This is a genomic window from Allobosea sp. 10N428, from assembly GCF_056394545.1.
Map to the genome: position 1 here is coordinate 95,623 of NZ_JBFTIC010000008.1, position 23,801 is coordinate 119,423.

Sequence of the window (23,801 nt, forward strand, 5' to 3'; positions counted from 1 at the left end):
CATCCACGTCTTGAAAGAGGCTTTCGACCAGCGAAGACGTGGATGGTCGGGACAAGCCCGACCATGACGGGAGCCGCGTGTTCACGGGCTCCGGGCTCGGGCCTGACGGCCCGCCCCGGAAAGACACGCGGTGAACCGATCAGGCCGCGGCGTAACCGACCGTGCCCTTGATCTCGAGGAATTCCTCGAGGCCGAAATCGGCGTATTCGCGGCCGTTGCCGGACTGCTTGTAGCCGCCGAACGGCGCGCCCGCGTCCCAGGCCGGGTAGTTGATGTAGACATTGCCCGCGCGCATCTGCGACGCGACCTTGCGGGCGCGATCCTGCGAGCCGGACTGGACATAGGCCGCAAGGCCGTAGGGCGTGTCGTTGGCGCGCTCCACCACCTCGTCGTCGCTCTTGTAGGGCAGGATCGAGAGCACCGGCCCGAAGATTTCCTCGCGCGCGATGGTCATCTCGTCGGTGACGGCGCCGAACACGGTCGGGCGGACATAATAGCCCCGGTTCAGCCCTTCCGGACGGCCGGGGCCGCCGGTGACGAGAGTCGCGCCTTCCTTGATGCCGGCCTCGATCAGGCGCTGGATCTTCTCGTACTGCACTTCGCTGACGACCGGGCCGAGGAAGACGCCGTCCGCCGAGGGAGCGCCGACCTTGAGCGGCTCGGCGACCTGCTTGGCGATGGCGAGGGCTTCCTCATGCAGCTTCTCCGGCACGAACATCCGGGTCGGCGCGTTGCAGGACTGGCCGGAGTTGCGCATCACGCTCTCGACGCCGAGCTTCACCGACTTCTTCAAATCGGCATCATCCAGGATGATGTTGGCCGACTTGCCGCCGAGCTCCTGATGCACGCGCTTGACCGTATCCGCCGCCGCCTTGGCGACGAGGATGCCGGCGCGGGTCGAGCCGGTGAAGGAAACCATGTCGACGCCGGGATGCCGGGAGATGGCTTCGCCGACCGTCGGGCCGTCGCCGTTGACGAGGTTGAACACGCCCTTCGGCACGCCAGCCTCCTCCATCGCCTCGGCGAAGATCAGCGCGTTGAGCGGCGCGATCTCGGAGGGCTTCAGCACCATCGTGCAGCCGGCGGCCAGCGCCGGCGCGACCTTGCACATGATCTGGTTGAGCGGCCAGTTCCACGGCGTGATCATGCCGACGACGCCGATCGGCTCCTTGGCGATCAGGGTGGTGCCGCGCAGCTCCTCGAACTCGAAGTTCTCGAGCGTCTCGATCATCTTGGCGAGATGGGCGGTGCCCATCGCGGCCTGCGCCCGGTGCGCCAGTTCCTTCGGCGCGCCCATCTCGCGCGAGAGGACATTGGCGATGGCGTCGTAACGCTTCTTGTAGGCCTCGGCGAGGCGGCGCATCAGGGCGAGGCGCTCGGCTTTCGAGGTCTTCGCGAAGGCGGTGAAGGCGGCGCGGGCGGCGGCGACGGCCTTGTCGACATCGGCCTGCTCGCCGAGCGCGATGGTGGCGAAGACCTCCTCGTTCGACGGATCGACCACGCCGAGCGTGCGATTGCCCGACGGCTTCACCCACTGGCCATCGATATAGAATTCGAGTTCATGCGCCATGGTCTGATCTCCCTGAACATGTCTTGGCTCAAAGCGCGAGGAGCCGGCCGGGAAGCGACCGGCGGTCCATGCCCCAAGCAAGGAACTGTCGATGTCGGACGTGAACGGGCGGCCTTGCGCGATCATGCATCGCCGGCCGCCATCGACGCTTTCGTCTGACGGAGGGCACGTTAGGGGGGCGGCGCGTGCCTGTCACGGGGCAGCGTGTCGCATTTGCGGATGGCGGCCATGCAGCGGCGCTTCTTGTGGAGCGATCGGTGTCGTTCGGCATCCGCCAAACCCTCCGCGTCATCCCGGACAAGCCGCGACAGCGGCGCCGATCGGGGATCCATCGTAGAGTGCGGGGGCCCTACGATGGATCCCGGGTCTACGCTTCGCTTCGCCCGGGATGACGGCGTGGTTCGCGCAGATTGACTTCTACAACCGCGCCTTGACGCTGCGTGGCGTCGCCAGCAGCAGGCTGGTCTCGCTGTTGGTGACGCCGGGGATCAGGCGGATGCGCCGGAGCACCTGGTCGAAGGCGATCAGGTCGGAGGTGCCGAGCTCGACCACGAGGTCCCAGTTGCCGTTGGTGGTGTGGATGCTGGAGACCTCGGTGAAGCCTGACAACGCGTCGATCACCGAATCCGCGGCCTGGCCGGCGATCTCGATCATGGTGATGCCGCGCACCGGCAGATCGATCGCGTCCGAGCGCAGGATCACGGTGAAGCCGATGATCTCGCCGGACTGCTCCAGCTTTTCCAACCGTGCGCGCACGGTCGCCCGCGTCAGGCCGAGATCGGCCGCGAGGTCCGAGATGCTGCGGCGCCCGTCATGGCGCAGCAGGGTGATGAGCTTGCGGTCTAGATCGTCCATCGCCCGAAATGGATAATTCTGTTTGCCGTTTCGATCAATATCGGCGCCGATAGGATCATTCTGGCTTCTTTCGGCTGCCGCCGAAAACGAGGACAATGGACCCTTCAACGAGAACAGCGCGGGGACCCATGATTCAGCAGCTCAACGTCGTGCCTTTCGTCAGCGTCGACCACATGATGAAGCTGGTCCATGCGATCGGCATCGAGCGGATGCTGGCCGACATCGCCGCCTATATCGAGGACGATTTCCGGCGCTGGGAGATCTTCGACAAGACGCCGCGCATCGCCTCGCACAGCCTCGAAGGCGTGATCGAGCTGATGCCGACCAGCGACGGCAAGCTCTACGGCTTCAAATACGTCAACGGCCACCCCAAGAACATGAAGGCCGGTCTCCAGACCGTCACCGCCTTCGGCCTGCTCTCGGATGTCGCGACGGGCTATCCCGTCCTGCTCTCCGAGATGACCTTCCTGACCGCCCTGCGCACGGCGGCGATGTCGGCGGTGGCGGCCAAGCACCTCGCGCCGAAACACGCTGCGACCATGGCGATCATCGGCAATGGCGCCCAGTCCGAATTCCAGGCCTTCGCCTTCCGCGCCCTGCTCGGCATCGAGAATCTGCGGCTCTATGACGTCGATCCCGCGGCGACCGAGAAATGCGCACGTAACCTCGCGCGCCACGGCTTCAAGATCACGCGCTGCGCCACGGCGATGGAGGCGGTCGAGGGCGCCGAGATCGTCACCACCGTTACCGCAGACAAGCAATATGCGACGATCCTGACCGACAACATGGTCGGCGCCGGCATCCACATCAACGCGGTCGGCGGAGACTGCCCCGGCAAGACCGAGATCCACCGCGACGTGCTGCTGCGCTCCTCGATCTTCGTCGAATACCCGCCGCAGACCCGCATCGAGGGCGATATCCAGCAGCTCGACGCCGACCATCCGGTCGAGGAGCTCTGGAAGGTCATCACTGGGGCGGCGGCGGGCCGCACCGATGACAGCCAGATCACGCTGTTCGACTCGGTCGGCTTCGCCATCGAGGATTTCTCGGCGCTGCGCTATGTCCATGAACGCATCCGCGAGGCCGGCACCTATGTCGATCTCGACCTGATCGCGGACCCCGACGATCCGCGCGATCTCTTCGGCATGCTGATGCGCGCCGCGCCGAGCGCCGTCGCGGCGGCCTGAGGCCATCCGGCTTGTTGGTTCTCGTTGTAACCACGTCGTCATCCCGGGCTTGACCCGGGATCCATGCCAGAGCGCTTCCACAAGAGGTTCAGGCATGGATCCCGGATCTCCGTTTCGCTGCGTCCGGGATGACAGCGACGTTTCGACTTACGCTGCGTCGCGCTCCCAGCGCGGGAACGGGTCTTCGAGCCCGAGCAGCGCCTGCGTCAGCCCTGTGCTGGGGCTCCCGGTCAGGCAGGCGTCGAGTTCGGCGCGGATCGCCGCCTCGTCCATCTCCGGGCCGCCGATGAACACCATCTCCTGGCGCCGGTCGCCCCATGTCGGCGACCAGTGCTTGTTCATCAAGGATTGGAATTCCTCCGAGCGCGGCCAGCGTTCCCGGGGAACCGCCGCCCACCAGCGCCCCATGGCTTCGGTGCGGGTGATGCGTCCGGCCAGTGAGTACTCGCCGACCCAATGCGGCCGGGTAGCCAGCCAGAAATGGCCCTTGGCGCGGACGACACCAGGCAGGCGCTTGCCCATGAAGCCGTGCAGCTTCGCCGGATGGAACGGCCGTCGCGCCCGGTAGACGAAGGAGCGGATGCCGTATTCCTCGGTCTCCGGCACATGGTCCCTGAAGCCGTAGAGTTCCTTGTGCCAGAGCGGATGGGTCTGCGCCTTCTCCTCGCTGTAGAGCCCGGTATCCAGCACCTGAGCCAGCGGCACGCGGCCGAAATCGGCCTCGACGATGCGGGCATCGGCGTTGAGGCCACGCACGACCTGCCTGACCTTCTCTAGCTCTTCCCGCGAAACCTCGCTCGCCTTGTTGATCACCACGACATCGGCGAATTCGATCTGCTCGACCAAGAGGTCGACCAGCGTGCGTTCGTCGCCTTCGCCGGCCGTCTCGCCGCGGTCGCCGAGGAAGTCGCGGCTGTCATAGTCATTGAGCAGGTTGAGTGCATCGACCACCGTCGCCATCGTGTCCAGCCGTGCGACATCGTCGAGCGAACGGTCCTCCTCGTCGCGGAAGGAGAAGGTCGCGGCGATCGGCAGCGGCTCGGCGATGCCGGTGCCCTCGATCAGCAGGTAGTCGAACTTCCGCTCCTCGGCGAGGCGGCGCACTTCGGTCAGCAGGTCCTCGCGCAGCGTGCAGCAGATGCAGCCATTGCTCATCTCGACCAGGCTCTCCTCGGTCTTGGAGAGGTTGGCGCCGCCCTCGCGCACGAGATCGGCGTCGATGTTCACCTCGCTCATGTCGTTGACGATGACGGCGACGCGCCGGCCCTCGCGGTTGTTCAGGATGTGGTTGAGCAGCGTGGTCTTGCCGGCGCCGAGGAAGCCGGAGAGGACGGTGACCGGCAGGCGCCGGTCGACGAGGAGGGAAGACGAAGCCATCGGAAAGACTCGGTTCGATGAAGGATAATTTGTTACATTATAACATTGCATCATTGTCAATCGCGCCGCGGTGGCGCGGCAGCGCCAGGACGTTCAGGGCTTGTTGTTTTCAGCCAGCGCGAGAAAGGCTGCTGCCGCCTTGGCGAGGTAGCGTTCCTTGTGGCGCAGCGCGAGGAAGCGGCGCTTCGGCAATGGCAGTGCGACCGTGACGAGGCGCCCTGCCGCGATGGCATTGGCGGCGACGAGCCGCGAGATCGCGGTGGTGCCCGCGCCGGCGGCGACCGCGGCGCAGATCGCTTCGTTCGACGGCAGTTCGAGCGCGACAGCAAGGTCCGTCGCGACAAGGCCGAGCCCCGGCAGCGCCGCCTCGAACATGGCGCGCGTGCCGGAGCCGGGCTCGCGCAGCACCCAGGCGCCCTGCTTGAGTTCAGCGGGTGAGGGAGGCGTCTGCGCCCAGGGATGACCGGCCGCAACGATGATGACGAGTTCGTCCTCCGCCACCGCGGTCATGGCGAGGGCCGGATCGTCGATCTCGCCTTCGATGAAGCCGAGATCGGCGTCGCCGTTCTGGATGGCCGCGCTCACCGTTTCGGTATTGCCGATGGCAAGCGAGACCGTGATGCCGGGATGCTCCCGGCGAAAGCGCTGGATCAGCGGCGGCAGCCAGTAATTCGCGACGGTCTGGCTAGCCATCAGCGCGAGCGAGCCACGGGCGAGTCCCGAGAGATCGGAGAGCACCGCTTCGGCGGCGGCTGCTCGTGTCAGCACAGCGCGAGCCTCGGTCAGAAAGAGGCGGCCGGCATCGGTCAGCGCGATGCGCCGGCCGATCCTGTCGAACAGTTTTGTCGCATAGCGCGCCTCCAGCGTCGCGATCGCGGAACTCACGGCCGATTGGGTGAGGTTGAGGGCGCGGGCGCCTTGCGTCAGATGCTCCCGCTCGGCGACGGCGACGAAGATGCGGAGTTGTTCGAGCGTCATGCCCTGACCTTACAGCTCGGTTGTAAACACTCAGCCCTCATCCTGAGGGTGCCCGAAGGGCTGCATCGAAGGATGATCCAGAAGGTTCCGGAGCCTCCCGGCCCATCCTTCGAGATGCGCCTGCTGCGCTCCTCAGATGAGGGCTGCAGGGCGGCGGCCTGATGGTCAATCCGCTCCGGTGCCCTCCGACAGGAAGGAGAGATAGGCCGGGTTTTCGCTCTCGCTCCAATAGGGGTAGCCGAGCGCATCGAGCCGCTTGGTCAGCTGGCTGCGCTGGGCCAGAGGTATCTGGACGCCGGCGAGCACGCGGCCGTAGTCGGCGCCGTGGTTGCGGTAGTGGAACAGCGAGATGTTCCAGTCGGCCGACAGGCTGTTCAGGAACTTCAGCAGCGCGCCCGGCCGTTCGGGGAATTGGAAACGAAACAGCAATTCGTCGCCGAGCCCTGGCGCCTTGCCGCCGACCATGTAGCGGATATGCAGCTTGGCGAGCTCGTTGTCGCTCATGTCGAGCACGGGATAGCCGTGCTCGGCCAGCATCGCGATGATCTGGCGCTTCTCGGCCTCGCCCTCGGACAACTGCACGCCGACGAAGATGCGCGCCGCTTTGGGGTTGGAATAGCGGTAGTTGAATTCGGTTATGGCGCGCCTGCCCAGCAACTGAATGAAGGCGCGATAGGCGCCGGGCTTCTCGGGGATGGTCACCGCCAGCAGCGCCTCGCGGTGCTCGCCGATCTCGGCCCGCTCGGCGATATGGCGCAAGCGGTCGAAATTCATGTTGGCGCCGCTGTTGATCGCGATCAGTGCGCCGGTGCGTTTGGCCCCACGCGCCGCATAGGCCTTCAGCCCCGCGAGGCTGACGGCACCGGAAGGCTCGGCTATGGCGCGGGTATCCTCGAAGATGTCCTTCACCGCCGCGCAGATCTCGTCGGTCGAGACGGTGACGACCTCGTCGAGCAGTTCGCGGCAGAGCCGGAATGTTTCCTCGCCCGCCTGCCGAACCGCGACGCCGTCGGCGAAGAGCCCGACCTGATCGAGCACGATGCGCTCGCCGGCGGCGATGGCGCCGGCCATGGAGGCGGCATCCTCCGGCTCGACGCCGATCACCTTGATCTCGGGCCGCAGGAACTTGGCGTAGACCGCGACGCCGGCCGCGAGCCCGCCGCCGCCGATCGGCACGAAGATCGCCTCGATCGGATCGGGATGCTGGCGCAGGATTTCCATGCCGACGGTGCCCTGGCCGGCGATGACGTCCGGATCGTCATAGGGGTGGACGAAGGTCAGCCCCTTCTCGGCCTCGAGCTTGCGGGCATGGCCATAGGCTTCGTCGAAATTTTCGCCATGCAGCACGACACGCCCGCCGAGGCTGCGCACCGCCTGCACCTTGATGTCGGGCGTGGTGCGCGGCATCACGATGGTCGCCTTCATGGCGAGCTTGCGCGCCGCCAGCGCCACGCCCTGCGCGTGATTGCCGGCCGAGGCGCAGATCACGCCGCGCTCGGCCTCCTCTGTCGAGAGGCCGGCCATCTTGTTGTAGGCGCCGCGCAGCTTGAACGAGAAGACGGGCTGCAGATCCTCGCGCTTCAGCAGCGCCTGCCCGCCGATCCGGGCCGAAAGCCGCGGCAGCGGGTCGAGCGGGCTCTCGATCGCGACGTCGTAGACGCGCGCCCCGATGATCTTGCGGATGTAGTCTTGCATGGCAGCCCGTCCTCTCGGGCGGCGATAGCCCGCTGTACCGCGATGTCAATCTCCCGGCCGCGCGGGCGCTGGTTCGGAAGGCGCTCCAGCTGTGCGAGCCCTCATCCTGAGAAGCCGCGCCCGCGGCGTCTCGAAGGATGCTCCGGATGGTTCCGGAGCCTCCGCGAACATCCTTCGAGACGCGCCCGCGACGCTCCTCAGGATGAGGCTGCCTGTCTTTGGCGCGGTTATGTCGGCCATGCGCGGGGCGGGATTGCCAAGCCCCCGGCCGGCGCGCCAAAGCCTTGTGCGAAACGAGCGCCCCGAAACGAAGGCGCGCTAGAGGCGGAGACGACGGATGAGTTGGGGCAATCGCGATTTCATGGTGCCGGGCCGGCCGGTTGCGGTCGGTGACCGCGGCATGGCGGCGACCTCGCATCCCGCCTCGACACTGGCCGCCGTCGATATTCTGCGCGCCGGCGGCAACGCCATCGACGCTGCCATCGCGGCGGTCGCCGTCCAGGCCGTGGTCGATCCGCACATGACCGGCATCGGCGGCGACTGCTTCGCGATCTATGCGCCGGCCAATGCCAAGATGGTCGCGCTCAACGGCTCCGGCCGCTCCGCCGCCAAGGCCGAGCTCGGCTGGTTCCTCGGCCAGGGCATGACCGCGATCGCGGCGGATTCGCCCCATGCGGTCACCGTGCCCGGCGCTATCGACGCCTGGTGCCGCCTCGTCGCCGACCACGGCAGCAAGAGCCTCGACGAGATCTTCGCGCCGGCGATCCGCGCCGCCGAGGAGGGCTTCGTGGTGACGCCGCGTGTCGCGCTCGACTGGGCGAAGGCCCGCGGTCGCATCGAAAAGCACGGCCTCGGCAACGCCGTCTACCTGCCGGGCGGCAATCCCCCTGCCGTCGGCGACAAGATGGTCCATCCGGCGCTCGGCAGGACGCTGCGCCGCATCGCCCGCGAGGGCCGTTCAGCCTTCTACGAAGGTGAGCTCGCCGAGGACATGGTCGCGGTGCTCAAGGGCGCCGGCAGCCTGATCGACCTCGATGACTTCGCCACTTCGAAGTCGGATTATGTCGACCCCATCGGCGCCGATTATCGCGGGCACCGCCTCTGGGAATGCCCGCCGAACGGCCAGGGCATCGCCGCGCTACTGATCGCGCGCATTCTCGAAGGCTTCGACCTCAAGGACGGGGCGCTGAGCGAAGCCGATCGCATCCATCTCCTCGCCGAAGCCAGCAAGGCCGCCTATCGCCAGCGCGACGCGCTGGTGGCCGATCCCGCCGTCAGCCCCTTCGACACCGAGGCTTTCCTTTCCGACCAGTTCGTCGGCCGCATCCGCAAGGAGATCAGCCTCGAGAAGGCGGCGGCGCCGGAAGCCTTCGACATGCCCCTGCACAAGGACACGATCTATCTCTGCGTCGTCGACGGCGACGGCAACATGGTGTCCTTCATCAATTCGCTGTTCTCCGCCTTCGGCAGCGGCATCTACGCATCGAAGGCCGGCGTCATGCTGCAGAACCGCGGTTCCGGCTTCCGGCTGATCGAGGGACACCCCAACGCCATCGCGCCGCGCAAGCGCCCCTTCCACACGATCATTCCGGGCATGCTGGCCAAGGACGGCAAGGCGATCATGCCGATGGGCGTGATGGGCGGCCAGTACCAGTCGACCGGCCATGTCCATTTCCTGTCCGGCATTCTCGACCGCGGCCTCGATCCGCAGCAGGCCTCGGATGCGCCGCGCAGCTTCGCCTATGACGGCAAGCTCTCGCTGGAAACGACGATCCCGGCCGCTGTCGCCGGTGATCTCAAGGCGCGCGGCCATGACGTGGTCTGGGCCGAGGAGCCGCTCGGCGGCTGCCAGGCGATCTGGGTCGACCATACCAGCGGCGTGATGTTTGGCGCCTCCGACCATCGCAAGGACGGCTTCGCGCTGGCGGTGTAAGGCCGCCACGCCCGAGGCGTGAAACGCATTGAAGCACCGTGCGCCCATCGAGGCGCACGGTGTTTTCGTTTTTGGGCTCAGGCCGCGCCGATGGCGTTCGACGGCGTCTGCCGGTCGGTGATCTGCTGGCCGAACAGGCTGCCGGCGAGCTCGACGGCGAGGCGGGCCGTCTGGCCGCGATCGTCGAGGAAGGGGTTGAGCTCGACGATGTCCATCGAGCGCACCAGCCCGGAATCGTGCAGCAGCTCCATCACCAGATGCGCCTCGCGATAGGTCGCGCCGCCCGGCACGGTGGTGCCGACGCCGGGCGCCAGCGGCGGGTCGATGAAATCGACGTCGAAGCTGACATGGAGCACGCCATCCGCTGCGCGCACCTTGTCGATCACCTTGCGGATCAGCACGCCGACGCCGTGCTCGTCGATGGCGCGCATGTCGGCGATATCGACGCCGCGTGCCTTCACCGCCGCCTTCTCCAGCGGGTCGATCGAGCGGATGCCGAACAGGCTGAGCTGCTCCGGCGAGATCGAGGCGCGCGGCTCGGAGCCGAGCAGGTCGTCGAGGCCGGCTTCGCCGCAGAGGAAGGCGGAGGACATGCCGTGCATGTTCCCGGAGGGCGAGATCGCCGGCATGTTGAAATCCGCATGGGCGTCGAGCCAGAGCACGAAGAGCTTGCGGCCCTGCTCCTGCCAGTAGCGGGCAACGCCATTGACCGAGCCCATCGACAGGCTGTGATCGCCGCCGAGGAAGATCGGCGTGTCGCCGGTGCGGGCAAGCTCATAGGCGCCGGCGCTCAGCGCGCGCATCCAGGCGGCGATCTCATGGTAGAAGCGGGCATTGTCGGGCGCCGGGCCGTCCACCGGTTTCAGGTCGCGCGCGAGAATGTCGCCATGGTCCGCGACGGCGTAGCCGAGGTCTTCCAGCACGCGCACGAGGCCCGCCGTGCGCAGGCCGGCCGGACCCATCAGCGCGCCGCGACGCGAGGCGCCGACCTCGATCGGGCAGCCCAGCAGGGCGATGCGGCCCTGTGCGGCCGGGTTCGTGGCGGAAATGTCGGTCATGAGAGCAGGCTGTCCATGTCTGCGAAGGGGCGTCTGTCGCCGATGCGCCGTCCATGGCGCATCGGCTGCAGCCTGTCGAGTGCCGCGCTCGCGTGACCGTTCTGTGTCAGGTCGGCTTCCCGAACTGCGGAAGCCGCTCCCCTCGAAGATCCGATGCGGGCTCAGCCGAGGCCGAGCACGCCGCGCAGCTTGGAGAGGTCCTCGGCCAGCGTCGTGATCATCGCGGCCAGCGCCTTGCGGTCGGCCTCGCTCAGCTTGTCATAAGTCTCGAAGCCGCCATCCCCGAGCTTGTACTTCGCCAGCGTCTTGTCGACGGTCGCGAAATTCGCGTCGATCTTGGCCGCGAGCGCCTTGTCTTCCTTCGTGACCAGGGGCCGCAGCAGGTCGACGATCTTCTTGGCGCCGTCGACATTGGCCTGGAAGTCCCAGAGGTCGGTGTGGCTGTAGCGGTCTTCCTCGCCGGAGATCTTGGTGGCCGCAACCTCCTCGATCAGCACGGCCGCGCCGCCGACCATCTTGTCCGGCGGGATCGTCAGGCCCTTGATGCGGCCCTGCAACTCGGTGACATCGGCGAGCAGCTTGTCAGCAAAGGGCGCGAGCCCGTCCGTGCTGTTCTTGGCGAAGAGCCCGTATTCGATGCGGTGGAAGCCGGTGAACTCCGGATCTTCCTCCTTCTTCTCATGGTCGTCGGCGCGCGAGTCGATCTTGCCGTCGAGGTCGCTGAACAGCTCGGCGACCGGCTCGATCTTTTCGTAGGAGACGCGGGTCGGCGCATACAGCGCCCTGGCCTTGGCGAGATCGCCGGCCTTGACCGCGTCGGTGAAGGCCTTGGTGTCCTTCACCAGCTGGTCGACGCCCTTAGAGACATAGATCTTGTACTCGGAGACCGGTGCCACGAGGTCGAGCGGCGAGACGGCGAAGGCCGGCCCTGCCGCGATGATGGCGAACAGGCCGGCCCCGGCCAGCCATGCGAAGCGCAAGCTCATATCAGTCTCCTGTCTTGCGGGGGAAAGTCCTGGCCGAGGCCGGCGCGATGCCGCGCGCGGCCCGGATCAAACCGGCGCCGAGATAGCTCCCGGCATCGGGCACGCCGGGCAGGGCGAAGAAATAGCCGCCCCCGACCGGCTTGATGTATTCCTCCAGCGGTTCGCCATCGAGCCGCTTCTGCACGGCGATGAAGCTGCGCTCGAGGTCTTGCTGGAAGCAGATGAAGAGCAGCCCCATGTCGAGCTGGCCGGCGCGGGTGACGCCGTTGGAATAGTTGAAGGGCCGGCGCAGCATCCGGCTGCCTTCAGTCTCCGACCGGCGCGGATTGGCGAGCCGGATATGGGCGTCGAGCTTCGTGCGCTTTCCCTCGAGATCGTCGGCATAGACCGGCTCGTCATATTCGCGCTGGCCGCCGATCGGCGCGCCGCTCGCCTTCTCGCGGCCCATGATTGCCTCCTGCTCGCCGAGTGGCGTGCGATCCCAGCGCTCGACGAAGTTCCGGATGATCCGGACCACCTGATAGCTGCCATTGGCGGCCCATTCCGGCTCGTCCGAGCCGGCCTGAACCCAGACGAGACGGTCCATCGACGCCTTGTCGGCGGCGTCGGGATTGGCGGTGCCGTCGCGGAAGCCGAGCAGGTTGCGGGCGCTCTCGGCCGGCCCGCTGGACTTGGGTTTGAGGACGGGGACAGTACCCTCCTGCTTCCAGCGCAGCAGGATGAGGTCCGGCGCGTTCTTCAGGATATCGCGCAGTGCGTGGATGCTGGTGTCGGCCGTGTTGGCGCAGAATTGCAGCAGCAGGTCGCCATGGCAGAGCGCGCCGTCGAGCGCGTCGTTGCGGAAGCGCTTCATCCGCTGCAGGCGTTTCGGCTTCAGCGGATCTAAGCCGAAGCGCTCGTCGAAGAGCGAGGCGCCGAGCGCGACTGTGATCGTCAGGTTGTCGGGTGCGATGACCGGGCCGAGAATGCCGCTGTCCGGTGGGGGGAAGCCGGGATCGGCGGTGGGGGCCGGCCCACCCTGCATCAGGAAGGCGATGCGTTCGCTGAGCAGCCGGAAGAGCCGTTCGAGCTCGTCGAGCGAGGTCGCGGTGACGTCGAAGGCGGCCACCAGGCCGGTCGCCGGGCGCGGCGTGACGATGCCGGATTGATGGATGCCGTGAAAGGGCTGGCGCTGGGCGGCGGAGTCGCTCTCCGGCGCAGCCGCAGGATTCTGTGCCGGTTCGCTCGCCGCCCGTACCAGCGAGGCGCTCCCGATCGCCGCTGCGCCGCCCGTCAGCAGCGACCGCCGCGATGGTGTGAAGCTCTTGCCCGGCCTGGTCATGATTTGCGCTCCGCTTCGGGCAGGGCGAGCGCCTTACGCATGGCCGAAAGATCCTCGGCGAGCGGCCGGATCGCGCCGCCCGGCTTGGCGTCATTGGGGAGGGCCGCGAGCACGGCTTTCGTCCGCGCCGCCAGCTCGGGGGCGATCCGCGCCGTCAACGGCAGCAGCAGCTGCGCGATGCCGCTTGCAGCGGCAACATCGTCCGGCGAGGCCGTCTCTCCGTCCTGAGAGGATAGAAGAGCGATCGCACCTGCCAGCATCGTGTCGGGCAGGACGGTGCGTTGGCCGAGAGCGGCGCGGAAGGCTTCGGCATCCGGCTTGACCTCGGACGCCGCGACCGCGCCAGCGAGGGCTATCTGCACCTTGCCGAAGAGGGCTTCGAGTCTGGCATCCCCCGTGGTTGCCGGGCGCAAAGCGGGTAGCAGCACGGCGGTATCACGGCGGGCCTCGTCCGCAGCCTCGGCATTGCCTGCGCCCTGCGCTTGCTCGAAGGCGTCGAGTGCCACGCCGAGGGCGGCCGAGCGCTCGCTCAGGAAGGCGCGATATTCGGCGGCCGGGCCGACCATGTCCATCAGGGTGAGGGCAGGGCGCGGCTGCTCCGCCGAGGCCTGGGCGATCAGGCGGCCGCGCGGGGCGCTGAGCAACCCGCAGGTGATCGCGTATTCGCCGGGATGGAGTTGCGTCGTCAGCCGCCGGGACTGGCCGGGCGCGATGTTCTCGCGCTCCTCCAGCACCATCACGCCGTCGAGGATTTCCCATTCCAGCACGCGCTCGCCGCGATTGGTCACGACGAAACTGGCCTTGCCGGCGGGAATGGTCAGCGTCGAAGGCTCGCAGGTGCGATCGGTGATGGCGACGGCGATGTCGCTCGTGCTGGCCTCGGCGCCACGGCGCGCGCCGTTTCCGGCTGCGTAGATGAAGGCACCGACGCCGCCGCAGATCAGCAGCAGCGTCACGATGCCGGCCAGCCGCAGGCGCGGCGAGTGCCTGGCCTCGGGCCGGGGCATGACTGCGTTGCCCCGCTCTTCGCGCCCGGCAAAGAGAAACAGGGCAAGCGTCGGGAGCAGGAAGCCCAGATAGGCGATGACTTCGCCGAGCGTCGCCCGCTCCTGATAGCCCAAGAAACCAGACAGGACGGCGCCGAGCGGGCCATCCGCCGGTAGGGTTGCGCCGAGGTCGTAGACATTCTGCTGGAGATGGTTCCAGAGTCCCGCTTCGTGCAGGGAGCGCACGGCATTGGCCACGAGCCCGGCGGCGACGAACTGGATCAGGATGCCGGTCCAGCGGAAGAAGATGCGCAGGTTGAGCTTCACGCCCAGCGCATAGATTGCGTAACCGGCTGCCGCCGCAAGCAGGATGCCCAGAGTGGCGCCGAGTGCTGGAGCCCAACCGCCGTTCTGCTGGAAGATCGCGAGCAGGAAGAAGACGGACTCCAACCCCTCGCGCACCACCGCGAGAAAGGCGAGGCCGATCAGGGCGAGACCTTGATGCCCGCCGGCTAGCGCGGCGTCGACGCCAGCCTGCAGCTCGCCCTTGATCGAGCGCGCCGCCTTGCGCATCCAGAACACCATCGAGGTCAACATCGCCGCGGCGATCAGGCCGATCGCGGCCTCGAACAATTCCTGCCCGCGCTGCGGCAGTTCACCCAGAATGATGTCGAGCGCCGCACCGGCGGCGAGGCTCACCGCGCAGGCGAGTCCGACCCCGAGCCAGAGCGCGGGCAGCCACTCGCGCCGGCCGGTCCGGACCAGATAGCTCGCGACGATGCCGACGATCAGCGCGGCCTCGATGCCTTCGCGGAGCATGATGAGAAACGGAACGATCACGACGAGCTTGGCCCGGTTGCGCGTCGCGATCAGCTATTCGCGGCGCATGTAGCCAGTGCCTAGGCACCCGAGCGGCAAGGGTCAATCAAATATTATCAGTTTAGAATCGTCGTAAACTGATGATGTTGCGTCGGATACTTGCTGAAAGCGCAGTCGTTGCCGAGTTTTGTCTTGTGGGGGCACTCTGGATTCTGCCGGCTGGCAGGGCGCGGCGAAGCGTCACGCTCCGCCGCGCCGCGTGTTCAGCGCCGCTTCAGGAGGATCATCTTCTCCTGCGTCATGTCGCGCATGGTGTAGGGGATGCCGCCGGTGCCGTAGCCCGAGACGCGCCGGCCGGCGAAGGGCATCCAGTCGGTGCGGAAGGTCGTGGGGTCGTTCACCATCACCGCCGAGGCCTCGAGCCGGTTCGCGGCCCTCATGGCCACGTCGATGTCCTGCGCGAAAATGCTGGCCTGGAAGGAAACGGGCAGAGAGTTCGCCCGCGCGATGGCGTCGTCGAGCTTGCCGTAGCGGTAGATCGCGACGACCGGGCCGAACACCTCCTCGCTCGAGATGCGGGCCTCCGGCGCCGGGTCGATCAGCACCGCGGGCTCCAGCGTCGTCTCCGACAGGCGCTTGCCGCCGGTCGCGAGCTTGGCGCCACCCTTCACCGCTTCGTCGATCCAGGACGCCACGCGGTCGGCCTCCTTGGGGATGATCAGCGGGCCGACCTCGGTATCCCCCAGCGTCGGATCGCCGGTGCGCAGCTTCTTCACCCGCGCGACGAGCCGTTCGGTGAAGTCGTTGACGATCGTGTCATGGACATAGATGCGCTGCGTCGACACGCAGACCTGGCCGGCATGATAGTAGCCGCCCTTCACGAGCGGCTCGATAATCGCGTCGAGATCGGCGCTCTTGTCGACGATCGCCGGCGCGACGCCGCCATGCTCCAGCGCCGAGCGGGCGCCATGGGCGAGCTTGGAGTGCAGATACCAGCCGACCTTGGCCGAGCCGATGAAACTCAGGAAGGCAACGCGCGGATCGGTCGCGAGCTTCTCGGCCAGCGCCGTCTCGGTGGGCACGAAGGTCTGGCACCACGCCTCCGGCAATCCGGCCTCATGCACCAGCTTGACGAAGTCGATGCAGGAGAGCGGCGTCGTGCCGGCCGGCTTGACGATGACCGGGCAGCCGACAGCGATGGCCGGCGCTACCTGATGGACGATCAGGTTGAGCGGGTGGTTGAAGGCCGAGATCGCGGCGACGATGCCGATCGGCTCCTTGGTCGTGAAAGCCCAGCGATCGGCGGCGGCGGCCGAGAGCCCCATCGGGATCTCGCGCCCGGCGAAATTGCGCAGCTCGTCGGCGGCATTATGGACGCCGTCGACGGCCCGGTTCGCCTCGACGATCGCGTCAGGCAGGGGCTTGCCGCCTTCGCGGGCGATCTGCATGGCGAAATGGTCGCGCTTCGCTTCGAGGAGGCCGGCGAGCTTGCGCAGGATCGCGATGCGCTGATGCGGCTTCAGCCAATTGTCACGGTCCCGGAAGACCTCTTGGGCCGCCTGAAGCTTGCGTTCGAGCGCGGCCTCGTCGTCGGTCTCGATCTCCGTGATCGTGGCGCGGTCATAGGCTTGAACAACCCTGAGCATGGTCGTCTCTCCTTTAGAACGTTGATCGTCACGCTCCGGAGCCCCCATCCTGAGGAGCCATTCCCTAGTGAATGGCGTCTCGAAGGATGTTTCAGGAGGCTCCGGAAGCATCTGGACCATCCTTCGAGACGCAAGCTCCGCTTGCTCCTCAGGATGAGGGCTTCGGTGATGGCGACTGCTAAGCCAGATCGACGTCCGGGACCTTGTTGCGCAGTTCCTCGACCAGGACGCGGGTGTTCTCGGAATAGTCGATCGGGCAGTCGACGAGATGGACGCCTCCGCCCTTGAAGGCGGCCTCCAGCGTCGGCACCAACGCCTCTGCCGAGGTCACGCGCGAGCCCTTCGCGCCATAGGACTCGGCATAACGCACGAAATCGGGGTTGCCGAAGGTCATGCCGTAATCGGGGAACTTGTCGACGGCCTGCTTCCAGCGGATCATGCCGTAGGCGCCGTCGTTGAGCACGAGCACGACGAGGTTGAGGCCGAGCCTGACGGCGGTCTCCATCTCCTGCGAGTTCATCATGAAGCCGCCATCGCCGCAGACGGCCATGACGCGCCGCTCGGGATGGAGCATCGCCGCCATCATCGCCGAGGGCAGGCCGGCGCCCATCGTCGCCAGCGCATTGTCGAGCAGCAGCGTGTTGGCGACATGGGTGCGGTAGTTCCGCGCGAACCAGATCTTGTACATGCCGTTGTCGAGGCAGACGACGCCATCCTCCGGCATCACCGCGCGCACGTCATGGACGAGCCGCTGCGGCGTCACCGGGAAGCGATCCTCCTCGGCGCGGGCATTGATCTTCGTCAGGATCTTCTGGCGCAGCTCCAGCATCTGCTTCTGCTCGGGCAATTTGCCTTCGAGCCGGTCTGCGAGCCCCGTTACCGTCGCGCCGATATCGCCGATCACCTCCGCATCGGGGTGATAGACCTGTTCGACATTGGCCGACTGGTAGCCGATATGGATCACCTTCGGCCCGCCCGCATTGCGCATCAGGAAGGGTGGCTTCTCGATGGTGTCGTGGCCGACGGCGATGATGAGATCGGCCAGCGCCACCGCCTCATGGACATAATCGCCCTCCGACAGCGCGGCCGTGCCGATATAGAGGTTCGAGCCGCCGGTGACGGCGCCCTTGCCCATCTGCGTGTTGAAGAAGGGCAGGCCGGTGCGGCGCACGAAGGCGGAAAGCGGTTCGACCAGTCGCGGCCGGTTGCCGGCGGCGCCGATCATCACCAGCGGCCGTTTAGCGGCAAGGATCATCTCGGCTGCGCGGTCCAAAGGCGCGTCCGGAGCGATCGGCCGATCCAGCGGATGCACCGGGATCAGCGCGGTATCCTCGATCTCCTCGGCGGCGACGTCCTCGGGCAGCTCGAGATGGACCGGGCCCGGCCGCTCCTCCATCGCGACGCGGAAGGCATCGCGCACCACGGAGGGGATGCTGGCCGGGCTGACGATCTGGCGCGTCATCTTGGTGAGCGGCCGCATCGAGGCGACGACGTCGACGATCTGGAAGCGCGCCTGCTTGGCGGTCATGATCGCCTTCTGCCCGGTGATCAGGATCATCGGCATGGCGCCGAGATGGGCGTAGGCCGCGCCGGTCGAGAAGTTGAGCGCGCCCGGGCCGAGCGTCGCGATGCAGACGCCGGGGCGGCCGGTCAGCCGCCCATGCGTCGCGGCCATGAAGGCGGCGGCCTGTTCGTGGCGCGTCAGCACCAGCTCGATTTTCGATTTGCGCAGGGACTCGACGACATCGAGGTTTTCTTCGCCCGGAACGCCGAAGACGCGATCGACGCCTTCATTCTCCAGCGCCTCGACCAGAAGATCCGAACCCTTCTTCATCGCCCGTGCCTTTCGTGGAAGCGGCCTTGCCTGAACGGCCAAGCTAGGCGCTCGACGTAGGAAGGCAACAGGGGATGCGTCAGCGCGCGCGGCGCATGGCAGCCGCGCATTCCAGGGCGTATTCGCCGTTCACGCCCGCCGGCGGCGGCTGGTTCAAGCGGGTAGCGCATGTACTCGGCGAGTTTCGGGCGATACACGTGAAAGTGAGTGAAAGCAGTCAACGAGGAGTATTGGCAGCCACTGCGGGATGGTTACTTGAGCTTGACGGGTGACAAGGACAAGGTGCAGGAGGCCGTCATGCTTTCACGCAAGATCGTTGCCGTCGCCGCCGTGGTGATTCTCTCGGGGGCCGGGTCGGCCGCTTATGCCGCCGAACTCGGTGCGGAGAGCATCGTGCACGAACAGAGCGAGAGCCAGCGGGCCGCGGCGGAACAGGCGCAGTATCTGGCCTATCACAATCACTTCAATGCCCGGTCCGACCAGTCCAATCAATCAGACCAGTCGGGCGGCAATGGCGTGCTGCCCCACCACAACTGAGGCCCGGCACCGCTTTGGGAGAGGGGCCGTGCATAGCGGCCCCTTTCCAACTGCCTCTCGGTGCTGCTGCCGGTTCAAGCCGCCTGCCGCAGCCCGACCAGGAAGGGCGCAAGCGTGACCTTGCCACCCTCGACCCTGGCCAGCGTATTGCAGGGCAGGGCCTGCCAGCATTCGCGGGCGGCGTCGACGGGCTCTGAGGCGACGACGACACTATCTGGCCGCGGGCAGACATAAAGGCTCGGCGGCCTCGTGTCGGAGGACCAGCGGATCGCGTGGATCGTTTCTCCGTCGGCGAGCGCGGCCGCGCAGCGCAGCGGCTCGCGGACGCCCGTCCGTTCCATCAGGGAGAGTGTGTCGGAGAGGGCGGCGGCAAGCGCTTCGCCCGGTGCCATTCCCTCGGCGAGATGGGAGAGGGCGAGCAGGAAGAGGGCCTCGGAATCGGTGGTGCCGGCGCGGGCGCCGTAGAGCGCGTCCGGGATCAGCGCCTCGAGTTGCCTGCGGATCAGGCCGTAGCCGCCGATCTGGCCGTTATGCATGAAGAGATAGCGGCCATGAACGAAGGGGTGGCAGTTGGCCCGCGTCGTCGCGGTGCCGGTCGCGGCCCGGACATGGGCGAAGAAGAGATGGGAGCGCACCTGCCGCGCGATCGAGAGCAGGTTCTCGTCGGACCAGGCGGGGCGAACCTCGCGATACTGCCCCGGCTCGGCCCGCTCGCCATACCAGCCGACGCCGAAGCCGTCGCCATTCGTGCCGGTCTTGGCCTCCTCGGCATGGAGCGACTGATGGATCAGCGAATGGCAGGGCGAGGCGACGAAATCCTCGAGAAAGACGGGTGCGCCTGAATAGGCGAGGAAACGACACATCGCGGCCTCGAATCAGCCGGTTGAAGCGGTGATGGAGAATATTGTTCCCCAAAGGTGAACGCGAACATAATAAATCATCTCCGCCGTTTCTGTGGCGGACCGGCACAGCCGTTGGCGCAAAAATGTGCAGGCCGGGGCGTCGTCCTTTGGTCCAATGGATAAGAACGACACAGTCTTGCGTGGTGCGCATCCCTCCTATACCGATCCTGCCGACAAAGGGGCGGAAACGGCGCAGAATTGCGCCCTCACGGGAGCGGGAATGTGAAGGGTCTCCTCGCCATCAGCCGTGTCATCGACGCGGTCAACGGCTTCATCGGCAGGAAGGTCGCCTGGCTGATCCTCGCGGCGGTGATTGTCGCGACGGTCAACGCGATCGTCCGCAAGATCTTCAACGTCTCGTCGAATGCCTGGCTCGAACTGCAATGGATGCTGTTCGGCGCGGTCTTCCTGATGTGCGCGTCATGGACGATGCAGGTGAAGGAGCATATCCGCATCGACATCGTGAACAGCATGCTGCCGAAGCGCGTGCGCCAGTGGATCGAGCTGTTCGGCCATATCTTCTTCCTGATGCCGTTCTGCCTGCTGATCGTCTACCACTCCTGGCCGTTCTTCCTGCGTTCCTATGCCATCAACGAGCAGTCGCTCTCGGCTGGCGGCCTGCCGCAATGGCCCGCCAAGGGCCTCGTCGTCGTCGGCTTCGTGATGCTGAGCTTCCAGGGCGTCTCCGAGATCATCAAGCAGATCGCGATCATGCGCGGCGACCTTGAGGATCATGAGGCCGCCGCCGGCCATGCGGCCGCGGCCGAGGCGGAAGCCCAGCGCCTGCTCGATCAAGCCAAGGAACAGGGCCTCGCTTCGTGAGCGGCCCGCAAGAAGTCCGGAACGATCCCATGCACGCACATCGCCTCCCGCGCGTCGCCGGCCTGCTGCTCGCGCTCACCGTCATCGCCTTCTTCGGCCTCCACACTGGCGACGCCTTCGCGGCGGGCGGCGGCGTCGGCGATTTCCTGCGCGTCAACATGGCGCCGGTGATGTTCGCGACGCTCGTCGTCTTCCTGCTGCTCGGCTACCCCGTCGCCTTCGCGCTTGCCGCCAACGGCCTGCTCTTCGCGCTGATCGGCATCGATCTCGGCATGTTCCAGGAGAATTTCCTCCAGGCCCTGCCGGAACGCATCTACGGCACGATGAACAACGACGTGCTGCTGGCGATCCCGTTCTTCACCTTCATGGGCTTGGTCCTCGAGCGTTCCGGCATGGCGGAGGACCTGCTCGACACCATCGGCCAGCTCTTCGGCCCCGTCCGCGGCGGCCTCGCCTATGCGGTAATCTTCGTCGGCGCGCTGCTGGCGGCAACCACCGGTGTCGTCGCCGCTTCCGTGATCTCGATGGGCCTGATCTCGCTGCCGATCATGCTGCGCTACGGTTATGACAGGCGCCTCGCATCGGGCGTCATCGCTGCATCCGGAACGCTGGCTCAGATCATCCCGCCCTCGCTCGTCCTGATCGTGCTCGCCGACCAGCTCGGCCGCTCGGTCGGCGATATGTATGAAGGCGCCTTCATCCCCGGCCTCGTCCTGGCGAGCCTCTATGCCGGCTACGTCTTCCTCGTCACCATCGTCTACCCGCAACGTGCGCCGGGACTGCCGCCGGAGGCGCAGACGCTGCGCGATGCCGACGGCAAGACGCGGCGCTTCTCGCTGCTGGTCGTGACGCTCATCGCCTTCGCCCTGTCCTATGCCTACATGAAGCTGTTCACGAAGGTGACGGCAGGCTCGGACTTTGTCGTGCTCACCATGTCGCTGATGGTGGCGGTCTCCTTCGTCATCGCGCTGATCAACAAGTTCCTGAAGCTCAACCTGCTGTCGCGGATGACCGAGCAGGTCATCTTCGTGATGGTGCCGCCGCTGGCGCTGATCTTCCTGGTGCTCGGTACGATCTTCATCGGCGTCGCCACGCCGACGGAAGGTGGCGCGATGGGCGCTGCCGGCGCGATCCTGCTCGCCTGGGGCAAGAAGCGGATGACCTTCGAGCTGCTCCGGCAGGCGACGGAATCGACCGCCAAGCTCTCGGCCTTCGTGCTCTTCATTCTGGTTGGCGCGCGCGTCTTCTCGCTGACTTTCTACGGCGTCAACGGCCATCTCTGGGTCGAGCATCTCCTCGTCGGCCTGCCGGGTGGCGCGACGGGCTTCCTGATCGTCGTCAACGTGATGGTCTTCCTGCTCGCCTTCTTCCTCGACTTCTTCGAGCTGGCCTTCATCATCGTGCCGTTGCTCGGACCGGCGGCGGACAAGCTCGGGATCGATCTGATCTGGTTCGGCGTCATCCTCGGCGTGAACATGCAGACGTCGTTCATGCACCCGCCCTTTGGCTTCGCGCTGTTCTTCCTGCGCTCGGTCGCGCCGAAGAACCCCTACAAGGATCGCGTCACCGGCAAGATGATGGCGCCCGTCACCACCGGCCAGATCTATTGGGGCGCGGTGCCCTTCGTGGTGATCCAGTGCATCATGGTCGCGCTCGTCCTGCTCTTCCCGCAAATGGTGATGCACTACAAGGCATCGGCCGTGCAGCTCGACCAGAAGGCGATCGACAAGCAGTTCGATTCGATCCAGATCCCCGGCCTCGGCGGACCGGGCCTGCCCGGCGGCTTCGATTTGAATGCGCCGCCGGTGATCGAGGCGCCGAAGCCTTGACGGCCGGTCTCTGAGATGACGCGGCGCGGGGGAGCCTTGATCGCGGCGGTGCCGGCCGTTCTGGCCGGGGGGCCGGCGCTTGCCGCCGGCGATATCGGCGGGGCGACGATGGGGGCCGGCTGGGCTTTGCCCTTCGCCGGCATGCTGCTCTCGATCGCGCTTGGCCCGGTGGTGTTCCCGCATCTCTGGGAGCGTCACTACGGCAAGTTCGCCGCCTTCTGGGCCGCCCTCATGCTCGTCCCGCTGGTGCTTCTCAGAGGGCTCGACCCGGCGCTCGGTGCGCTGCTCCACACGGCGCTGCTCGACTACATCCCTTTCATCATCCTGCTCTTTGCGCTCTTCACCATCGCCGGCGGCATCCTGATCAGCGGCAACCTGCGCGGAACGCCGCTGACTAACACCACCCTGCTGGCGATCGGCACCGTGCTCGCGAGCTTCGTCGGCACGACCGGCGCTTCGATCATCATGATCCGCCCGGTCCTGCGGGCGAATGACGACCGGCGCTCTAACGTCCATGTCGTCGTCTTCTTCATCTTCCTGGTCTCGAATATCGGGGGATCGCTGACGCCGCTCGGCGACCCCCCGCTCTTCCTCGGCTTCCTGCGCGGCGTCGACTTCTTCTGGACCACGACGCATCTGCTGCCGGAGACCGCCTTCGCAGTGATCGTCCTGTTGGCGCTGTTCTACGCACTCGACAGCGTCCTCTTCCGCAAGGAGAAGGGCTATCCGACGCTCAAGGACCCGACGCCGGATCGCGCCATCAAGCTCTGGGGCAAGGTCAACATCCCGCTGCTGGCCGGCGTCATCGCCGCGATCCTGATGTCGGCGAACTGGAAGCCGGGCACCGCCTTCACCGTGCACGGTGTCGCCGTCGAAGGACAGAACCTGCTGCGCGACTTCATTCTGCTCGCCCTCGCCGGTCTCTCGCTCAAGCTCACGCCTGGCCCCGTCCGCGCCGGCAACGAGTTCTCCTGGGGGCCGATCAAGGAGGTCGCCAAGCTCTTCGCCGGCATATTCATCTGCATCATCCCGGTTCTGGCGATGCTGCAGGCGGGGCGGGAAGGCGCCTTCGCGCCGCTGGTCGCGCTGGTGACGAATGCCGATGGCGGCGCCAATACGACCGCCTATTTCTGGCTGACCGGCGCGCTCTCCTCCTTCCTCGACAACGCGCCGACCTATCTCGTCTTCTTCGAGCTCGCCGGCGGTGACCCCAGGGCACTGATGACGAACGGCGCGTCGACGCTGGCGGCGATCTCGGCGGGCGCGGTGTTCATGGGGGCGAACAGCTATATCGGCAACGCACCGAACTTCATGGTCTATGCCATCGCCAAGGACCGCAAGGTCGCGATGCCCAGCTTCTTCGGCTACATGCTCTGGTCGGGCGCAATCCTCATCCCGCTCTTCGTGGTGCTGACCTTCCTGTTCTTCAGGTAGGGCGCCGAGCCGATCCGTCAGGTCGGCCTCGT

Annotated in this window: 18 protein-coding genes and 1 pseudogene; 6 read left to right on the top strand and 13 right to left on the bottom strand. The window is 66.6% G+C overall.

Features of this window, described 5'->3' with window-relative positions; translation table 11 throughout:
* Nucleotides 1-139: 139 nt before the first annotated feature.
* Together AC1DDA_RS21685 and AC1DDA_RS21690 are read right to left on the bottom strand one after the other, a co-directional pair.
* Nucleotides 140-1,570, bottom strand: coding sequence for an aldehyde dehydrogenase family protein (locus AC1DDA_RS21685; protein WP_476797334.1), 1,431 nt, complete (start codon nt 1,568-1,570; stop codon nt 140-142).
* A gap of 417 nt (nt 1,571-1,987) precedes the next feature.
* Complete coding sequence (locus AC1DDA_RS21690) at nt 1,988-2,425, bottom strand: Lrp/AsnC family transcriptional regulator (protein WP_441509346.1); 438 nt, start codon at nt 2,423-2,425, stop codon at nt 1,988-1,990.
* A 128-nt stretch (nt 2,426-2,553) separates the two neighbouring features.
* On the opposite strand from AC1DDA_RS21690, the gene AC1DDA_RS21695 reads away from it, so the two are divergent.
* Nucleotides 2,554-3,612: an ornithine cyclodeaminase gene (locus AC1DDA_RS21695; RefSeq protein WP_476797335.1), complete on the top strand. Its 1,059-nt coding sequence runs from the start codon at nt 2,554-2,556 to the stop codon at nt 3,610-3,612.
* Between the two features lie 147 nt (nt 3,613-3,759).
* Here AC1DDA_RS21695 and AC1DDA_RS21700 read toward each other — a convergent pair whose 3' ends face one another.
* The 3 genes from AC1DDA_RS21700 to ilvA all read right to left on the bottom strand — a co-directional run bounded on the left by AC1DDA_RS21700 (nt 3,760) and on the right by ilvA (nt 7,662).
* Nucleotides 3,760-4,989: a GTP-binding protein gene (locus tag AC1DDA_RS21700; protein WP_476797336.1), complete on the bottom strand. Its 1,230-nt coding sequence runs from the start codon at nt 4,987-4,989 to the stop codon at nt 3,760-3,762.
* Between the two features lie 93 nt (nt 4,990-5,082).
* Nucleotides 5,083-5,967, bottom strand: coding sequence for a LysR substrate-binding domain-containing protein (locus AC1DDA_RS21705; RefSeq protein WP_476797337.1), 885 nt, complete (start codon nt 5,965-5,967; stop codon nt 5,083-5,085).
* Between the two features lie 165 nt (nt 5,968-6,132).
* Nucleotides 6,133-7,662 carry a threonine ammonia-lyase, biosynthetic gene (gene ilvA, locus AC1DDA_RS21710; RefSeq protein ID WP_476797338.1) on the bottom strand — a complete coding sequence of 510 codons (1,530 nt, stop codon included), beginning with the start codon at nt 7,660-7,662 and terminating at the stop codon, nt 6,133-6,135.
* Nucleotides 7,663-7,999: 337 nt separating this feature from the next.
* Here ilvA and ggt point away from each other — a divergent pair, with 337 nt between their 5' ends.
* The gene (gene ggt, locus AC1DDA_RS21715) at nt 8,000-9,595 is read left to right on the top strand and encodes a gamma-glutamyltransferase (protein ID WP_476797339.1); all 1,596 of its coding nucleotides are present in this window, start codon (nt 8,000-8,002) and stop codon (nt 9,593-9,595) included.
* Nucleotides 9,596-9,672: 77 nt separating this feature from the next.
* Here ggt and rocF read toward each other — a convergent pair whose 3' ends face one another.
* The 7 genes and pseudogenes from rocF to AC1DDA_RS21750 all read right to left on the bottom strand — a co-directional run bounded on the left by rocF (nt 9,673) and on the right by AC1DDA_RS21750 (nt 18,245).
* Nucleotides 9,673-10,653, bottom strand: a complete 981-nt coding sequence (rocF, locus tag AC1DDA_RS21720; protein WP_476797340.1) for an arginase — start codon at nt 10,651-10,653, stop codon at nt 9,673-9,675.
* Nucleotides 10,654-10,814: 161 nt separating this feature from the next.
* A complete protein-coding gene (gene efeO, locus AC1DDA_RS21725) occupies nt 10,815-11,639 on the bottom strand; it encodes an iron uptake system protein EfeO (protein ID WP_476797341.1) in 825 nt (274 codons plus the stop codon).
* A gap of 1 nt (nt 11,640) precedes the next feature.
* On the bottom strand, nt 11,641-12,960 hold the full coding sequence (gene efeB, locus AC1DDA_RS21730) for an iron uptake transporter deferrochelatase/peroxidase subunit (RefSeq protein ID WP_476797342.1): 1,320 nt from the start codon (nt 12,958-12,960) through the stop codon (nt 11,641-11,643).
* Entirely contained in the window at nt 12,957-13,967 is a 1,011-nt protein-coding gene (locus tag AC1DDA_RS21735) for a cupredoxin domain-containing protein (protein WP_476797428.1), read from the bottom strand. Before AC1DDA_RS21735 ends, efeB begins: the two co-directional genes overlap by 4 nt.
* A 33-nt stretch (nt 13,968-14,000) precedes the next feature.
* Nucleotides 14,001-14,786 (bottom strand): annotated as a pseudogene (efeU, locus tag AC1DDA_RS21740) (iron uptake transporter permease EfeU); the annotation flags it as partial.
* 242 nt (nt 14,787-15,028) lie between these two features.
* Nucleotides 15,029-16,411, bottom strand: a complete 1,383-nt coding sequence (locus tag AC1DDA_RS21745) for an aldehyde dehydrogenase family protein (RefSeq protein WP_476797343.1) — start codon at nt 16,409-16,411, stop codon at nt 15,029-15,031.
* Between the two features lie 178 nt (nt 16,412-16,589).
* Complete coding sequence (locus AC1DDA_RS21750) at nt 16,590-18,245, bottom strand: acetolactate synthase large subunit (protein WP_476797344.1); 1,656 nt, start codon at nt 18,243-18,245, stop codon at nt 16,590-16,592.
* A 255-nt stretch (nt 18,246-18,500) separates the two neighbouring features.
* Here AC1DDA_RS21750 and AC1DDA_RS21755 point away from each other — a divergent pair, with 255 nt between their 5' ends.
* Nucleotides 18,501-18,782 (top strand): hypothetical protein, encoded by a 282-nt coding sequence (locus AC1DDA_RS21755; RefSeq protein WP_476797345.1) that lies wholly within the window; start codon nt 18,501-18,503, stop codon nt 18,780-18,782.
* Nucleotides 18,783-18,856: 74 nt separating this feature from the next.
* Here the strand turns inward: AC1DDA_RS21755 and AC1DDA_RS21760 are convergent, their stop codons facing one another.
* On the bottom strand, nt 18,857-19,645 hold the full coding sequence (locus AC1DDA_RS21760) for a class II glutamine amidotransferase (protein WP_476797346.1): 789 nt from the start codon (nt 19,643-19,645) through the stop codon (nt 18,857-18,859).
* Nucleotides 19,646-19,906: 261 nt separating this feature from the next.
* Here AC1DDA_RS21760 and AC1DDA_RS21765 point away from each other — a divergent pair, with 261 nt between their 5' ends.
* The 3 genes from AC1DDA_RS21765 (at nt 19,907) to AC1DDA_RS21775 (ending at nt 23,769) form a co-directional block, all read left to right on the top strand.
* On the top strand, nt 19,907-20,506 hold the full coding sequence (locus tag AC1DDA_RS21765) for a TRAP transporter small permease subunit (RefSeq protein WP_476797347.1): 600 nt from the start codon (nt 19,907-19,909) through the stop codon (nt 20,504-20,506).
* A 158-nt stretch (nt 20,507-20,664) separates the two neighbouring features.
* A complete protein-coding gene (locus AC1DDA_RS21770) occupies nt 20,665-22,335 on the top strand; it encodes a TRAP transporter large permease (RefSeq protein ID WP_441510091.1) in 1,671 nt (556 codons plus the stop codon).
* A 15-nt stretch (nt 22,336-22,350) separates the two neighbouring features.
* Nucleotides 22,351-23,769, top strand: a complete 1,419-nt coding sequence (locus AC1DDA_RS21775) for a sodium:proton antiporter (protein ID WP_476797348.1) — start codon at nt 22,351-22,353, stop codon at nt 23,767-23,769.
* Nucleotides 23,770-23,801 lie beyond the last annotated feature (32 nt).

Bases quoted from the DNA above. Each gene is read 5' to 3' on its own strand.
- AC1DDA_RS21735 (WP_476797428.1), bottom strand. From the start codon at position 13,967: ATGCCCCGGCCCGAGGCCAGGCACTCGCCGCGCCTGCGGCTGGCCGGC.
- AC1DDA_RS21750 (WP_476797344.1), bottom strand. From the start codon at position 18,245: ATGAAGAAGGGTTCGGATCTTCTGGTCGAGGCGCTGGAGAATGAAGGC.
- AC1DDA_RS21760 (WP_476797346.1), bottom strand. From the start codon at position 19,645: ATGTGTCGTTTCCTCGCCTATTCAGGCGCACCCGTCTTTCTCGAGGAT.
- ggt (WP_476797339.1), top strand. From the start codon at position 8,000: ATGAGTTGGGGCAATCGCGATTTCATGGTGCCGGGCCGGCCGGTTGCG.
- AC1DDA_RS21775 (WP_476797348.1), top strand. From the start codon at position 22,351: ATGACGCGGCGCGGGGGAGCCTTGATCGCGGCGGTGCCGGCCGTTCTG.
- AC1DDA_RS21770 (WP_441510091.1), top strand. From the start codon at position 20,665: ATGGCGCCGGTGATGTTCGCGACGCTCGTCGTCTTCCTGCTGCTCGGC.
- ilvA (WP_476797338.1), bottom strand. From the start codon at position 7,662: ATGCAAGACTACATCCGCAAGATCATCGGGGCGCGCGTCTACGACGTC.
- AC1DDA_RS21690 (WP_441509346.1), bottom strand. From the start codon at position 2,425: ATGGACGATCTAGACCGCAAGCTCATCACCCTGCTGCGCCATGACGGG.
- AC1DDA_RS21700 (WP_476797336.1), bottom strand. From the start codon at position 4,989: ATGGCTTCGTCTTCCCTCCTCGTCGACCGGCGCCTGCCGGTCACCGTC.
- efeB (WP_476797342.1), bottom strand. From the start codon at position 12,960: ATGACCAGGCCGGGCAAGAGCTTCACACCATCGCGGCGGTCGCTGCTG.
- AC1DDA_RS21685 (WP_476797334.1), bottom strand. From the start codon at position 1,570: ATGGCGCATGAACTCGAATTCTATATCGATGGCCAGTGGGTGAAGCCG.
- AC1DDA_RS21705 (WP_476797337.1), bottom strand. From the start codon at position 5,967: ATGACGCTCGAACAACTCCGCATCTTCGTCGCCGTCGCCGAGCGGGAG.
- efeO (WP_476797341.1), bottom strand. From the start codon at position 11,639: ATGAGCTTGCGCTTCGCATGGCTGGCCGGGGCCGGCCTGTTCGCCATC.
- AC1DDA_RS21695 (WP_476797335.1), top strand. From the start codon at position 2,554: ATGATTCAGCAGCTCAACGTCGTGCCTTTCGTCAGCGTCGACCACATG.
- rocF (WP_476797340.1), bottom strand. From the start codon at position 10,653: ATGACCGACATTTCCGCCACGAACCCGGCCGCACAGGGCCGCATCGCC.
- AC1DDA_RS21745 (WP_476797343.1), bottom strand. From the start codon at position 16,411: ATGCTCAGGGTTGTTCAAGCCTATGACCGCGCCACGATCACGGAGATC.